The organism is Bradyrhizobium sp. Unk1 (assembly GCF_059512345.1).
On sequence record NZ_JCAMOP010000005.1, the window covers coordinates 54,765 to 70,060 of the forward strand.

13 protein-coding genes are annotated in these 15,296 nt (G+C 60.0%); 6 read left to right on the forward strand and 7 right to left on the reverse strand.

Annotated elements, in window-relative coordinates; all coding sequences use genetic code 11:
- Window positions 1-142 precede the first annotated feature (142 nt).
- Entirely contained in the window at window positions 143-544 is a 402-nt protein-coding gene (locus tag AC5ZFO_RS07780) for an SPW repeat domain-containing protein (protein ID WP_496121884.1), read from the reverse strand.
- A 998-nt stretch (window positions 545-1,542) separates the two neighbouring features.
- Window positions 1,543-2,091, reverse strand: coding sequence for a hypothetical protein (locus tag AC5ZFO_RS07785; protein WP_496121885.1), 549 nt, complete (start codon window positions 2,089-2,091; stop codon window positions 1,543-1,545).
- A 654-nt stretch (window positions 2,092-2,745) separates the two neighbouring features.
- Here AC5ZFO_RS07785 and AC5ZFO_RS07790 point away from each other — a divergent pair.
- The 4 genes from AC5ZFO_RS07790 to hemC all read left to right on the forward strand — a co-directional run bounded on the left by AC5ZFO_RS07790 (window position 2,746) and on the right by hemC (window position 7,573).
- Window positions 2,746-3,600 carry an SDR family NAD(P)-dependent oxidoreductase gene (locus AC5ZFO_RS07790; protein WP_496121886.1) on the forward strand — a complete coding sequence of 285 codons (855 nt, stop codon included), beginning with the start codon at window positions 2,746-2,748 and terminating at the stop codon, window positions 3,598-3,600.
- Between the two features lie 1,474 nt (window positions 3,601-5,074).
- Entirely contained in the window at window positions 5,075-5,236 is a 162-nt protein-coding gene (locus AC5ZFO_RS07795; RefSeq protein ID WP_282520773.1) for a hypothetical protein, read from the forward strand.
- A gap of 870 nt (window positions 5,237-6,106) precedes the next feature.
- Window positions 6,107-6,520 carry a hypothetical protein gene (locus AC5ZFO_RS07800; protein WP_282520772.1) on the forward strand — a complete coding sequence of 138 codons (414 nt, stop codon included), beginning with the start codon at window positions 6,107-6,109 and terminating at the stop codon, window positions 6,518-6,520.
- Between the two features lie 117 nt (window positions 6,521-6,637).
- The gene (gene hemC, locus AC5ZFO_RS07805; protein ID WP_496121887.1) at window positions 6,638-7,573 is read left to right on the forward strand and encodes a hydroxymethylbilane synthase; all 936 of its coding nucleotides are present in this window, start codon (window positions 6,638-6,640) and stop codon (window positions 7,571-7,573) included.
- A gap of 331 nt (window positions 7,574-7,904) precedes the next feature.
- Here the strand turns inward: hemC and AC5ZFO_RS07810 are convergent, their stop codons facing one another.
- The 5 genes from AC5ZFO_RS07810 to AC5ZFO_RS07830 form a co-directional block, all read right to left on the reverse strand.
- On the reverse strand, window positions 7,905-8,165 hold the full coding sequence (locus tag AC5ZFO_RS07810; RefSeq protein WP_496121888.1) for a hypothetical protein: 261 nt from the start codon (window positions 8,163-8,165) through the stop codon (window positions 7,905-7,907).
- Entirely contained in the window at window positions 8,137-8,346 is a 210-nt protein-coding gene (locus tag AC5ZFO_RS07815) for a hypothetical protein (RefSeq protein WP_496121889.1), read from the reverse strand. The genes AC5ZFO_RS07810 and AC5ZFO_RS07815 overlap by 29 nt, the downstream gene beginning before the upstream one ends.
- A 339-nt stretch (window positions 8,347-8,685) precedes the next feature.
- Window positions 8,686-8,919: a DUF6894 family protein gene (locus AC5ZFO_RS07820; RefSeq protein WP_282520768.1), complete on the reverse strand. Its 234-nt coding sequence runs from the start codon at window positions 8,917-8,919 to the stop codon at window positions 8,686-8,688.
- Window positions 8,920-8,981: 62 nt separating this feature from the next.
- A complete protein-coding gene (gene nhaA, locus AC5ZFO_RS07825) occupies window positions 8,982-10,928 on the reverse strand; it encodes a Na+/H+ antiporter NhaA (RefSeq protein WP_496121890.1) in 1,947 nt (648 codons plus the stop codon).
- A gap of 31 nt (window positions 10,929-10,959) precedes the next feature.
- On the reverse strand, window positions 10,960-11,835 hold the full coding sequence (locus AC5ZFO_RS07830) for an ATP-binding protein (RefSeq protein WP_496121891.1): 876 nt from the start codon (window positions 11,833-11,835) through the stop codon (window positions 10,960-10,962).
- Between the two features lie 1,973 nt (window positions 11,836-13,808).
- Between AC5ZFO_RS07830 and AC5ZFO_RS07835 the strand changes: the two genes are divergently transcribed.
- The gene (locus tag AC5ZFO_RS07835; RefSeq protein ID WP_496121892.1) at window positions 13,809-14,582 is read left to right on the forward strand and encodes a caspase family protein; all 774 of its coding nucleotides are present in this window, start codon (window positions 13,809-13,811) and stop codon (window positions 14,580-14,582) included.
- Window positions 14,583-14,643: 61 nt separating this feature from the next.
- Window positions 14,644-14,907 carry a (2Fe-2S)-binding protein gene (locus tag AC5ZFO_RS07840; RefSeq protein ID WP_496121893.1) on the forward strand — a complete coding sequence of 88 codons (264 nt, stop codon included), beginning with the start codon at window positions 14,644-14,646 and terminating at the stop codon, window positions 14,905-14,907.
- Window positions 14,908-15,296: the final 389 nt, after the last annotated feature.

The window sequence follows — 15,296 nt, forward strand, 5'->3', positions numbered from 1 at the left end:
AAGGCTTGCGCCGTATTTAGCCCTCCACCATCGGCGCTATCAAGAATGATCCCGGCCCCAGCCCCAAGCGCGCGGGTTCGTGACGGACGGCTGCAGACGAGCATCGGCGACGTCTCGCCCCTCGACGACGCCATCGCCGCTTTCAACCAGCTGCGCGCCTGCCCAATTCCGGACGCATCGCGACTGGCTCCTCAGGCGCGTTCAGGACTGACGTCGTGAGCAGGACAGCCGCAGCGAGAACCCAGTAGTACCAGGCTTCGAGCCCGGCGAATTTAAAGGCAAAAGGTGCGATGATAAAGACTACGCCGACGGCGCGATCGACCCAAAGGTGCAGCCAGTAGGGAATGATACGGACGAGCCCGGTGGGATGGTCGGTCAGCGCGGCCAAGAGCAGCGCGGCCACACCGGCGACAACCGAAAGCCACATTGCTGCCGGTCCGCTCTGACCGAGCTTCAGCACGAACGGCGCTGCGATCAAGACGATCGCGACAGGATAGTCGATCAAGTAGGCGTGCATAGACTTGGTGACGAAGCGAAACGACATCGGAGACCCCTCTGCTTGGTTCACTCGAGCGGGTCCTTGCGACTGTGGAAAGTGCATCCACCCAAGAGGGCGATACGCCATCCTGTGCCGGCAAGCACTCCGTCACGGGCCAACCCGGTTAGACGAGCAGTAAGGGTACGCCGGCACGCCAACCATTAGAAATGCCGGGTCGTTATCGTTTCCATTCCACCCGCCGGGCGCCATGGAAGCGGGTTAGTTTGGCGGGTCGACCGCCGGTCCAAGGGCGGTGCTTCAGTGTCCGGCTGTCGAGGTCAGGGAAGGCTTAGGAGGACAGCATTGTTCGCTTCATGCGTAGCGCATTTGGGTGGTTTTTGAACCTGCCGCAGTGAACGCATGCGCCGCATGCTCTCCCCCGACGCTTACGATTGGCTCGGGAGACGCGCGAACTGATGTACGATCTGAAGTCATCTCCGGTGGCAAGGAAGGCCGTGGTTCGACCGGTTACTCGATTGGGCAAGGATCCTTCTGCAGTCCGGCGCGTTGGGCAACTCGGCTTCCGGGCGTGCGTATGAATCGGCCCAATCCACCATGAGCAAGTTTGAGCTAGTTCCAGCAGCCAATGTCAAGCTGGAGACAGTGTCACCCAACCAATGACAAAACAGAAGACCGCCCCTTCCTCCCTGCCCTCGACCGATGGTACCGCCGCAGGTTCAAATCATGGAGGCGCAACCATCGATACGATATTCGATTCAAGTTGCGATCTGACCAAGGGAAGCCGCGCCGCCCAACGCAACGAACATGCTATAACTCATTGATATTTTAGCTGCAGCGCGAGCTTTGCACCACGGAACCGATGACCCGTCATCGCCGTTTTTGCCCCCTATGGACGACACTGTTAACATCACGGGCTTCAGCACCCGCTTACTAGAGAGCAAACGTGGAGGGATTTTCGTGCGCGAAGGTGGCGCCGGACCGGCCGTACTTCTCTTGCATGGCTTTTCCAGAGACGGGCTTGATGAGGCGCGACAAGTTGGGAGCTAGTAGGCCGCAACAACTACTGATCGACCTGCGCTCGCGATCAGCCCATGCTGCCCGGCATAAAGCATCGTGCGGCCAGCGCGGTTCGGTCCATCCACGACAGCGTCGTTCGGAACATCAACCCACTCACCATCAACGCGTACGCGATAGTGACCATCCTTAGTTTCCCAATCGGCGTCATCAACGCGCTTCGCATCGCTGCCATCGCAGCAGGGCCCTTTGCCGCTGCGCAAGCTCTCATACCAACCGTTCAACTCAGGGTGCTGATAATCGTGGGCGTGGGCGCGACCGAGCGCCATGACAGCGAGTACAACAAGCGTTGCATGCCACATGTGATTACTCATCTTACACCAAATCTCGGATTCTCTCTCTGCAGTCAGGAAATCCGCATCAACATGCGAAGCTTTCTCAGCTCGCCGCAGGTGGTCGTCGGCAAGGGCCTTGAGCTGATACGCAATCGCCGAGTCCGCCATGGTTCGTGCAGCGCGGAGCAAAGTCTGTGCCGTTTCAAGATATTGCTTTCTTCGTCGTGAAATCTGCAATGTCATGAATCCCTCGCGCGGTTTTCGGACGGCTGATTGAAGGCGATCTGGAGCCAGCCCACCCAATCGCGGTCGCCTTTCCTACGAGACCTGAAGCGATCGACGCACTTCTTGGAACAAAGAGGCGTTCGCCACGAGTAGTGCCGGATGAGACCAAACTTGCCATCACAAACTGCGCATCGCGCGGCTCTGCCAGATTTAAGACTTTCGGAGCAGCCCGGCATTGGAGTCTCCTCTTGGTAAGATGCTCACTTTCCTCGATCGTCGTCTTTTGTACTGTCGCACTTCACGGGCTTTGCGCTTTCCAAACGCATACAAGACGACCGGGATCAACGGCTCAATTGAACGTAGGTAACCGTCGGACATCTAAAGGGGGGCACGGAACGATACGAAAGGTTTATGGCGCTCGCACCTAAAGCCACACTTTCCACATCGGGTCAAAAGCGCAGGTTTGATTGCTGACCCGTCATTCGAAAACCGACCCTGTCCCTCGTTATTCCTCGTTATCCAGCCGATTTCCAATGTGCTAGTTTAAACTAGCGATCGGTCATTTCTAGGCTTTGCGCGGGGGCGCGGTACATCGGACGACGCGCGTTCATCGCGGCACTCTGCTGCGCAGCGTGGCGGGCGAATTTTGAGTGAAAGCAAGGTGGAAAGCGCATGAGAGACCTGGCCGGACAGACCGCATTCGTGACAGGCGCTGCCTCGGGGATTGGACTGGGGATCGCGACCGCGCTGTCACAGGCGGGGGTGAAGGTCATGCTCTGCGATATCGAGGATGAGGCGCTGAAAACGGCGGTCGCGGACCTGAAGACACGGACCAACGTCGATGTCGATGGCGTGAAAGCTGACGTCTCGCTCAAAGGCGAACTTCAGGCGGCGGCGGACGCGACCGTCGCGCGGTATGGCAGAATCCACATATTGGTCAGCAATGCGGGCGTGGGTGGCGGCGGCACCTATGGTGAGTGGACTGATGCAGGCTGGAATTGGGTCCTCGGCGTCAACCTGATGTCGGTGATCTGGGGCTTCGAGATTTTCGGTCCGCTGATCGAAGCGCACGGCGAAGGAGGGCAGATTGTTTCGACGGCGTCCGTCGCCGGACTGATAGCGGGCCCAAGTCTGGCGTACGATGTTAGCAAATATGGAGTGGTGGCGCTGTCCGAGGGGATGCGTAACGTGCTCGCGCCGAGGAAGATTGGGGTATCCGTTCTGTGTCCGGGCGTCATCCGCACGCAGATAATGAACTCTCGGCGCAACGTGCCGCAGCGATTTGCTGGGGCTGTCGGCAACCCTCCGCCGACAGAGGGACCCCGCGCCGAGTTCATCAAGGCATTGCTGGAACGGATCAACAACGGCATTGATCCGCTCTATGTGGGCGAACTGGTTCGCGAGGCCATCGAAAACGACTGGCCCTATATTTTCACCGATACTGAGCACGAACCGTTCATCGATGAGCGCTTCGCAGCGATCAAGCAGGGCTTCGACCGCATACGCGGACGAACGCCGCGACGCTAGCTCTCGCATCTGCTCACAGCCGCTTGTGGCCCGCCACCGATCTGAGCGCGGAGCGCCGTGGAGGACTGTTTCCGGAGGATGAAGCGACGAAGATCATGCCAGCTGTCGAGGTCAGCCTTTGACCGACCGACATTGCATTGGACACGCAGAGGCCATCATACTTAAAGCTGGATGGAATGATAGGAGGCAGGGAATGAGGTGCCTGCGCATATATGCAACGCCTGACGGGGAGTCCCATTTTGGAGAGGTCGACATCGCGATGACGATGACGCCGGCGTTTCCTAACGAAGCGCCGTTTGAACTTTCGGCTTACTACCCAGCGTCACGCATCCGTTTTGCTCATGTCCCCGCCGGTGTGCGCGAAGCGGGCTTTCACAGGCCGCCGGATCGACTCCTCGCAATATGGCTCGATGGCCACGTGAATTTGAAACAAGCGATGGAGAGGTGAGACGCCTTCCGGCCGGAAAAGCTGTTCTCGTCGAGGACACGCACGGGAAAGGACACATCTCGCGGCACCCCGAGGAAGGACAGAACGTTATCACGGTCATACTGCCGGGCGGCCTTGGCGCACCGCTTGATTAGTCACCTTCTGGCCTTCGGCGACCTCGGACGACGTCCGCTTTTCGGCCGCTGTTGGGGTTTGAGCGGACATCGGGCGCCGCTTAATGAGTACGCGACCTAGTCAGACTCCATGTTACTTTTCAACCCGCCGGGAATGCTGCAATCGTCGTGAATAGCCTTCGTGTCAGATACAGGCCTATCTAGACAAAGACATCACCAGGCGAATACTTGCACAAGCAACGCCGACTGCGTCTGGTGTCGGCGATGCCGAGCTTCCCCGGGATCGCCATAGAGATGGGATCCAGATCGCCGACAATTTTGGGCCGTGTCGGTGCAAAATCGTTCGAAGTCGCCGTGACCTGAGGGTCTCGGCAACGCGCTCTTCGCACGAGCGCCTTCAGACGCTCGGTGCGCTCTGACCCCGATGATATGTTGCGCGCTACAGCAACTATATCTGCTCGACTTGTCAAAATGGGACGAACTCAGGGTGAGCATTTTTGTCCACTAGTCCCCCGCTCAGCGGACCTCAATCAGAGGAGTCACCACTACGCTGATGGGCTATCGCCGGAGTCGGCAACCCTATTTCAATCACCTCGTCTGCGCGGCCGCGCAACCTCGCAGGGATATCGATGCCAGCTGGAAATGCCTTGGGATTAAGCCGACGTCTCGTTGACTTATACCGTTTCACTAGCCCGAGCCTACCTCAGTACGATCACATCATACCCGCGCGCAATGGCGTCAATCAGGTGCTCAGTGCTACCTGTTGAATGCAGCGAAAAGCAACGGAACTGGCCCACGAGCAGGCAGTTGCAGGACAAGATCGGCGGCGTAGCGCCCGCTGGCTTTCCCCCTGATCGGGCCATTCGTTGCCGCTCCGGTGTCTACCGCAATAGTTAGCCGCGGAGAGTATGCTATGAAAAACATCGCCTATCTCCTCGTGCGGTTTTGGCAAGGGAGCCAGCCCGCGTCCAACACTCAGGTTGCGGCTATGGCCGAAAACCGGGATCGATCCAGCATGGCCGATTTTGTCCGGATCCTGCAGGCCTACGATCAAGATCAGTACGGCGGTAGTTAGTGGCGACCGCACTGGTCCAGTTTTCTTCTAGATCCGCGGCGGCCTTCGAGGGCACTCTCGGTCCTGGCTTGGCAAGTAGGGTCCGGTGTTCCTTCAACAGCCGACCTGAATGCCGAGCAAGTCGATCAGCAGCTTTGGGGCCAAAGGCGACGCGGCTCGATGTCTCGCCCTCTCTTACTCGGTCCGGCACCCGGTCGCCACCGTGCGCCCGCCAAATCCTCCTAGGAGCGGCGTCATGGTCAAGGACGGCGGCGCCGCCGGCACGCGCAACCTCGATTGGTCCAAGGACAGCAACGGGGATCTCTGCAGCTGCGGCTGGTGGCAATCCCCGAGACGGCGCCAAGCAGGGGGCGGCGATAACGACCGTCTATCGACTCTATGGCGAGAGGTGATTTCCCTCTCCGGCGTAGCAAGGTCATCCTGCATCGCGGCGCGCGGTACCAGTGCATAGACCCCACCCAGATGACGAAGGTGACGAAGCCATACATCATCAGGTGCGAGTTCCCCTACGGTGTAATTGGTGAGATGCCCAGAGCTCTGCGGCGAGCGGAATGCTTCGTAGCGCTGGATCGAGAGGCCAGGAGGCCAGGCCCGATATGAAGCGCAAATGCCAGCGTTCGCCGATCAATTGCCCGATCAGCAGATCGCCGATATCATCATCGAGCACAAGCGCTCCTCGTGAGGCAATCGTGGTGCCCGGATCAGTGCGGTTGATGTCGTCACCGCGCGCCGACGAGCCACTGCAGCAGCAGGCAGCGCCGCCGGCACAGGCCCCGCCGGTAGTGGCTCAGGCGCAGACATTTGATGCCGCGGAAGGATCACGCTATTTGCCGATAAGTACGCCGCCGTCACGGTGTTCAGGACAGGGGTGTGCCTGGCACATTTCCGCTGCTTGCCGGCGATCAGGTCGCTAATGCCACTCACCCTGCCGAACACATCATTGCCATGCTGCGCTGGCTAAGTGGCAAGGCGATCAACGGCCCGAAATACAAGGTCGAGAGGCCGCCGTTCGCTGACAAACTCTCTGATCGGCAGATCGCCAATATCATCAATCGCGAGCGCACCTCATGGCGCAACCACGGACCGTTGAGTGACGCCTGCCGACATTGCGAAGATCCGCGCCAAGAAACCGGGGGCGACGATAACCCATACGATGACCGCCTGGATTCTCTCGGCGCCTGGCTATCTCTGCACTGCGCCGCGACGGCTGATGGCCCCGGCGATCATCGCCTTTCCGGACCAATACTTGGCAACGTGCTGGTGGTGAGTGGTCTGGGCTCGTGACCCTCAGCTGCATCGTGGCGGTGCTGTTTTGTCGGGTCAAACTAGCAGGCGCAGCTTTATCGCTACTTGCGCAGCACTAGAAGTCGTTCAACTACTCAAGAAGCAAGGAGTTTTATCGTGGAAATTCGGCTCGGTACCAGGCGAAGTGATTTGGCCCGCTGGCAAGCCAATCACGTCGCCGGCCTGATTCGTAGCGTCGAGCCGGCTGCCGAGGTACGAATGGTCTTCGTTAGTTCCGTTGGCGATAAAGATCGACGGTCGGTGTTTCAGCAGATTGGCGCAATCGGAGCATTCACGAAGGAGAGCGAAGACACTCTTCTGCGCAACGAAGTTGACCTGGTCGTTCATTCCCTCAAAGATCTTCCGACAAAATTGCAGCCCGGCTTGGTATTGGCGGCCGTTCCCAAAAGAGAGGATCCTCGCGACGCGATTTGTGGCGCTACACTAGATCAGCTACGCCCGGGGCTGCGCGTCGCCACTGGATCAATTCGTCGCAAAGCTCAACTTCTCTCTCTATGCAGTGGTTTGGATATTCGATCTATCCGAGGGAACGTTTCTCCAAGGTTGCGCAAGGCAAAAACCCGAGAGGGAATAGACGCGACTCTGTTGGCGGCAGCGGGGTTGTCCCGGCTAGGATTGCTACATGAGGCCTCACAACTTTTGGACCCCCATGTTTTCCCGTATGCAGTCGGCCAAGGGGCTCTCGCGGCCGAAGCTCGCGAAGAGGATACCGCACTCGTTGCGCTGCTTCAAAAGATTGAAGACCGGAAATCGCGCATCGAAGTCGATGCAGAGCGCGCATTGATGAGAAGTCTCGATGCTGGCTGCAGCCTACCGGTCGGGGTCTCTGCCACATGGCTCGCTGGGACCTTAATACTTCGCGGACAGGTGACTCATCCGGATGGCCAAACGAAGATTGCCGATGAAAGCGTGGGTCTGCCTAATCAAGCCGACGCAATAGGCAGAAGTCTCGGGCACAAACTTCTCCAGCAAGGTGCAGATGAGTTGTTGAAGGCTGCGCTCCGTACAGTGGAAGAGCAACGGCCAACCTGAATTCGCTACCCGGCATGACGACTTTATGTTCTCGGGACGCCAGCACAGCCGGCAAACCGCCAGAACGCTTCATGCGACTTCAGCAAAGCCAGTCGTAAAGCCCGAAACCTATCCCATCCGACTCAACGCCCGCCGTTGCCTACAAGGCCTGCGAGGAGGCGGCCGGCCTCGGGCCGAAAAGCACCGACCGCGAGAATCACTGCGAAGAGAGCGGAGTGCCAGGCGCCAGGCACCTAGGAGTGTCGTCTGCCTCCGATAAGGGCAAATTGATATGCGACAAGGAGCAGAGTGCGAGCGAAACATCCAAATTTCGGCAAATCGCCGCGAATGCTTATGCCAGTGCGTGGACCACATCCGCCGCGAGAAGCGATCCGCTTTTCCACCTACGCTCCTCGCGATCCTGATTGCCGATGACGCAGCGCCATGCCGCGAGACGCTCCGCTGGATGCAGCTTCATCCATTCGGCAAGTTGTGGTGCGCCGACCAAGCAGGACTGCATCGAGATGTCAGCGAAGAAGGAGGTGGTGACGGTCTGCTCGTGGCAATTCGCCGGAGAAGACAGACTACAGAGCACGGCAATGATCTTGATCACGAGAACGCCTCGCGGCATTGGGCATTCGCGCCACTGGGCCCCATAATTGTGGCCCCTCGTCCCGCCGCGCGATGACGGGATCGACCGGCGGGAACACGCTGTCATATATCGCGCGCGCTTCCCGAATGAGCAGGATGCGCTCGCGCTCGGATCTTGAGACAAATCGGATAATCTCGCCCATAGTCTCTCCTATTGAATTTACGCTGACGTAGGATTGTTGACGCCGACCTTGAGCTCCCGCAGGTGGTCACGACGGAATAAAAAGCGCGTGACGGTCCGCATGTTGGAGGGGCAGGCTTCTCACCTCGGTCGGCCGAGATCTCTTGAAGAATTCTCACTTGCACCGCTGCCAGCCATCTCCTGTACACGGCCAACCCGGTTTCTGCCGATCAGCGTACGGGCTTTTCAGCGACCTTGCGGAGCGGACGCTGAAGACAGTCTCGAGGCTCCAGCCGCGTCTGTTTTCTAGCTGGAACATGTGCGCCCTAGCCCAAAAGGATCGCCAGGAGCATGGCGATCTTCAATGCGATTTGCCAAGCACGAAAGTGAAGGGGACTACGAAGAGCTCATCACCTTGGTCGTCGCTGACATGCAAGACCCAGTCACGCCAATCCTCGGGACTGCCCTCGTGGATGAGGGATTGCACGACACGTGTCGCATGATCGCGGGCCTCAGCAAGGTCGTCCACCACGGCGCCGCGGCGATCCACGAAAACCTTCTTCGTGTTCGAGCAATGGAAATATACCTGGGTCACGTTCAACCTCCTCAAATGCGACGGTTCGCCACGATATCTCAGCGTTGCCGGCGTCCTCGCCGTCAGCGACTGCTACCGTCGTACTGGCAGGTAGGATCATCACTAGACCTCCTCCTCACGGTCCGGCATAAACACCGGCCGACTATGATGCTTGCATGCGCGCCCTGCGGCGCCTCATCGAAGAGCTTCTGACGCGAAGCAGTCCAGAGTACAGCGGTCCCGACCACGCCCGAGAGAATCGACGCGGCGAACACGGCAATCTTGGCGGCCGCGAAGTCGGCGGAGGTCAGAAAGGCCTGCCCGGCGATGAAGAGCGACATCGTGAAGCCGATGCCAGCGAGAGCTCCCGACCCGACCAACTGCCGCCAGGTGTACGCTGCCGGCTTGACGGCCATGCCTGTGCGCACGGCTGCTGCGGCCGCGAGGAAGACGCCAACCGGCTTTCCTATGGCGAGGCCAGCGACGATTGCGGCCATGAGCCAGCCATGCCCAACGAAGGCGCCGGCGTTGATCGTCACGCCCGCATTAGCCAGTGCGAAGATCGGAAGGACAGCGTAGCTCGACCTCGCGCCGGCGTGCCGTAGCAGCCGGTCGGCCGGCGATTCGATTCTGTCGTAGATCGCGTCGAGAGCGTGCAGTGCCGGCGTGGAGGGGCTGTGCCTGAGCACCTCGCCCTCGCGCCGGGCCTCGGAGGCTATTAAAGTGCTGACCTGCGCCATCAAGGCTGCCAAATTGGCGGGCGGCCGCGTCGGAATGAACAGCGCAAGGATTACGCCGGCCAGCGTAGCGTGGAGGCCGCTCGCGTGGACGAATGCCCACAACGTGACGCCCAACAGGATGTACGGCGACAGCAGGTAAACCCTCCACCGGCTCAGTAGCGCCAGCGCAACCACAACCGTCGCGGCCGCGGCAAGGTAGGCCGGATCAATCTCGCGTGAGTAGAACACAGCGACGACCGCGATCGCACCGATGTCGTCGACGATAGCCGTCGCGGTGAGATAGATGCGCAGCTCCACGGGGACGCGCGACCCCATCACAGCGATCAAGGCGATCGCGAACGCCGTGTCGGTCGCCATCGGGACGCCCCAACCATGCGACCACGGCCCCGCTGGGATGACCAGCACATACAGAATTGCCGGCACGACCATGCCGCCGATCGCGGACGCAATCGGAAGCGCGGCGGAGCGGCGGCTTGCGAGATGTCCGACTGTCATCTCGCGCTTCACTTCCAATCCCACGACAAGGAAGAACACCGTCAGCAGGCCGTCGTTGACCCAATGGAGGATGGACATCCGGAAGGTCGCCTCGCCGAAGGTCACGCCGAGTTCCTGGCGCCAGAACGCGTCGAACGCCGGTCCGATCGGAGAGTTCGTCACGACGATCGCCACCACGGTCGCCAGGACCAGCAGAATGCCGGCGGATGGGCCCCAGCTCGCGAAGTCGAGGGCTACCGTGCGGACGCGGTGGCCGAGTGTGCCAAGCATCGCGTCGACGAGAGAGCTCTCGTCCCAAGGTCCGTCGTAGCGCCGGCGGTTGATGTAGAAGGTCGGCGTGAACCTCACGCCACTTGCGCGGGAGCTTGCGACATCCGCCTCCACTCTCGCCCTTGCGAGTCGCACGACGTCGCTGTCGCCGAGCGCGAAGTCGGCGTTCACGCCGAGGTCCTTGGCCACCGCCACGAGGTCGTTCTCCGTGAGCTCCATCGACCTCGTCATCAGTTTGATGTGCGCGGACCAGAACGCTTCAGGCGTCTGGGCAAGCTCAGCGAGTTCGGCGGCCCGAAACGCAAGAGGGTTGTCCATGAGCGGATTGTGCCGAAAGGCGTAGCAGACGCGGTCGCCGAGTTGGTCGCGCGCTTGTGCGATGCGCTCGTTGGCAGCCCTGCAATGCGGACACGCGTAGCTGCCGTACTCGACGAGCGTGATCTCGGCATCGGCAGGGCCGAGCACGTGGTCCGTCTCGTGGTCGACCGGACGGTCGAGGCGACCGGATGGGATTATGAGTTCCATCGCTGGACCCGTCTCCAGGTGTTCGCGCCAGCTACGTCGTCGACGCAGCCGCCGTTGGGCGGACGACGTGGAATACGCGGTCGTTGGATGGCGGCGTGTACGCGATCTCGACGATACTGCAAGGCATCAAAGCTGCGTGCACGCGCGGGAGGAAGAGGCGCACCAGCGCGCCCGCACCCCGCTTGCTCTCTATACTAGCCGCGCCGCCTCGCTCTTCGAGGTGCTGGACCGGGGCGAGCCCGAGGCCCGAGCCGCTGCCCGTGGCCTTTGTCGAAAAGTACGGTGTGGAGGCCTGCGAGAGAACCTCCTTGGCCATGCACTCCCCGTCGTCGTCGATGATGATCTCGACGAATTCCCGGACCGCGGCAGAGGAAGGTTCGACGTTCCGCGCGGTGACGATGATCACGGCGCCGTCCGGCATAGCATCGGCCGAATTTCGGCAGAGGTTCAGTAAAGCGAAGTACAGTTCAACCGGGTCGACATTGAAGGCCCATAAGTCAGGGACGATCTCGGTGCGGAGCGTGATGTTCGGACGCAACGCCCAGTCAAGCGTGCCCGCTATCGTTGCGAGGCAAATGCTTGCGACAAACCTTTCGATCGGCATGGCGCGCGGTCGCGTAGCGTCGAGGAGCTGACGCCGAAGCGACACGCCCCGCGTGTCGGACCGCGGGCTGGTGTGGCACAAAATCCCCGAGACCTCGCCGTCGGACCCGGCGAGCGGGATCTCCAGGCTCGTGGACGCGACGAGGCCGCTAACGCCATCCCGTAAGCCACTCACCCTTGCCCTGAACGCACGCTGCACGCCAAGCGCGACGCCGGCACTGTCCACGAGAACGACGACATCCTCGAGCAGCGGGCGTTCGACAAAGCTTTGGAATGAAACATCCATTGTCTCTTCGATCTGCATGTCGGACCTCCTGGCCTGTGATCGTTCAACGGGACACTGGCTTCTGCCCGTATACGAGGGCGCTCGACGATGGCTCGAAGATTGAGTGCATGACGGTCAAAAATAAAATCACCTCTCGCCATGGAGTCGATAGCCGACCGTTATCGGAGTGGCTGTGAGACGCTTAGCGGGCTGCGGCGGGAGTGCGCGGTTCCCTCTGCGCCGCCTCGCCGACGCAAACTCTCGGCGACCGCGAAGAGATGTTCACGTGCCTGTCCTCCAAGCAGACGCGGATCAGTTGATTCCATGGCAGTAACGCCGCGAGCGCGGTCGTGAGGCCGAAGCGCCGGCGTACACGCGGTCGCAATCACAATTGCGAGTATAGCCATGCCCCAGAAGACTGCGGGATAGCCTGCCCCTGTACTCGCGGTCCCCTACCGGGTCGGAAGGAACGCCTCTCACTCTGAAGGAGCTTGGCGTACGCACAAGCCTTCACTCTTTCTACAAGCATTGGTGCGGTCGCTACCGCTCGCATAGATTTCCAACTCTCCGGACATTGCTTCAAAATCCCCGCACCACGAATGTCGCACGCGCGACCTCGATTGGTCCAAAGGCGACAACGGGTTTAGGAGTCTCTGCAGATGCAGCTGGTGGAATTCCTCGCTATGGCATCAGGCGGCGCGGCGACAATAATGATTGTCTATCGACTCTATGGCGGAAGGTGATTTCCCTCGTCGACGTTGCAAGGTCATTCTCGCGTGGTGGTTTTAACCGAACAGGAGCTACCATGAAGATTCAACAGCCTCGCGGTTGCGCTCGCAATTGCTGTTCCTATCGCAGTGACCGCCACGGCCAAATCGTCTGCTGCGCCGATCAATGGCACGTCGATCAAGGCAGCGGTACCAGCCGTGACGACGGACGTGCGCTATCGTCCGGCGGGGTCATCCCTACCCTTCGTACTATCCCACCTATGATTCGTTCTGGGGCTATCCCGCCCATAGATCGTATTGGGGCGATCCGACCTATAGTTCTTATTATGGAGCCTACGGCTACGGACAATACAGCTCAGCTTGCGTGCCCGGACCGCGTGTCGGCGCCTTTGCGACAGCGCCCTGGACCGACACGCCGACGTGTCCGCCGTATTGGTAAAATCCTCTGCGCTCCCGAAGGCTGCCGCATGCATCTCAGGAAGTCGGCGCCGGCCTCCGGGGTGACCCGCGAGCAGATCACCACCTTCGACGACATCCAATGGATTTGACGATGATTTGGCCGGTGGTGACGCCACAGCTTGGCAGCGTGCGGCTCCCTCAAGCCGCCGCTATCCAACATGTATTCGAGAGATTTTAACGTTCCTCGATCACGCGCGCGTCACTTTTGGAACATTGAGCCGTCACCCAGTTGATGTCCGCCAATAACAAGGAGAGCTATCATGACGAAGCGTTCCCTTCTGATCGCGACAGTGAGCTGCTTCATTGTCTTTGCAACGGCAGCATACGGCCGCTCGACCTTCGACGGCTCCTGGGACCTCGTCTTCGTGACGCAAAGAGGGGCCTGCGATTCGCAGTTTCACCTTTACTGTCGATGTGACCAACGGAATTGTCACGCATCCCAATCTCGTGAGATTTCGAGGTAACGTCACAAACTCCGGCGCGGTTCGCGCCTCGGTGACGGTCCAAGACAAATATGCCACGGGTGCGGGCAAATTGTTCGCAGCGTCCGGTCGGGGGACCGGGAGCGGTCACTCAGGAACGGCGCGACGCGGAGGCTACTGGACAGCGCAACGCAATTGAAGGACGCAACGGCAGCACGCGACCGGGTGCGACTTTAGCTCGAACTCTGGCGGCGCAAGCCATCTTACGGAGAGGAGCGTTTCCTCGGCGCCTGGAGACCGCAATGAAATGACAGTTCCCAGAATACTGGTCGGCGTTGCAGTCCTGCTCGGCTTGCTCTCAACCGGCTCCGACGGGACTGCGCGGTTGGAGAAGCCTCGGCCCATGAGCGCGCCTATCTGGTCGGATGTATCCGCACCCCTCGATCCTCATCGGCTGGCTCTGGTGATTGGCAATTCAACCTACCCCGATGCCGGCTCTCCTCTTTCCCAAATGACACGAGATGCGGAAGCTTTGACAAATGCTTTTCGCAAAGGCGGTTTTCTGGTCGACACCGTTGACAACGCGACGCGCTCCGACATGATCCGCGCAATCGACCATTTCAGGGCAAGAGTACATTTGGACTCAATTGTGTTGGTCTATTTCGGAGGTTACGGCGTCCAATCTGACGGGCGCAATTATTTAATCCCAGTCGATGCGAAGATCTGGAGTGAAGAAGATGTCCGTCGACAAGGCGTAAGCATCGACCTCCTCCTTTCGCAACTCAAGACTTCCGGAGCACGCGTCAGGCTCGTAGTCATTGAGGCCTCACGCCGCAATCCTTACGAGCGACGCTTCAGGACTTACTCACACGGACTTGCACCTATTCAAACGAGTGAGAACGCGCTCATCCTGAGCTCAGCAGCGCCTGGGCAGGTCGTCGAAGACGCGAATGAACCACATAGTCAGCTGATTGCCACCCTTCTTGCGCAGATGGATTTCTCTAAGGGGATCGAGGACATCTTCAACAACACCCGAAACGCAGTGATGACTGCTACCCAGGGCCAACAGATTCCAGCTGTATCATCTACGCTAACAGAGAGCGTTAATCTTTGGCCGGAACGGAGCGGCGCTCCCGTTTCCTCTGCCGGCTCCGCAGCCAACCGTCGCCGCGAGTGATCAAACAGTCCTGGCGCCGTCCATATCGATGACGCATCACTGAGGGTCTTTTTCGCGTTTCATGATCGTCTGTTCCTGCAATGTCCTCAGCGACCACGATGTTCGTCACGCCGTTAACACGGTGGACGACGCGCTGCGCAATGCCAAGCAGATCTATGACTGCCTTGGCTGCAGCACCGAATGCGGCCACTGCGCGCGCACCATCAAGACGATCATCGACGAGGCCAAGAGGGAATGTGCGCTAGCTTGTCGGGCCGGATGCCAGCATCGCCGGATCATCGATGACGCGCAGGGTGAACCCAAATTCGCGCCCACAGCGCGTTAACTTCCCTGGATTGGCTGGCGCGACGACGGTCGACGGCGACGCGCCGCGGCAGCCGAGCGAGAACGAGCTCGCTGGCGCTCTGTACCAAGATGCGCCATCGCGGAGACCGCCGCGATTCTTCACGGCTAACCCACGCGATCGGAACGCGACAGGCTGGCCGCGTCGGCGCCGCTATCGAGCGGAACGCGTGCTGCCAGCGTCGAAAAGTAGGCGGGAGACCCTAGAAGCAGGGAGGCGACCGAACACGATCTGCTCGTCGAACTCAGACGAGCGCACCGCTTCCTTCGGCTTCAGGACAAGTGATGAGCCCGCGGCGGTTGCGCGCTTGACGCCGAGGCATAGGATAGCGGACGCGGGCGCCACCGTCATGGGATCGTGGAGCTTCATTA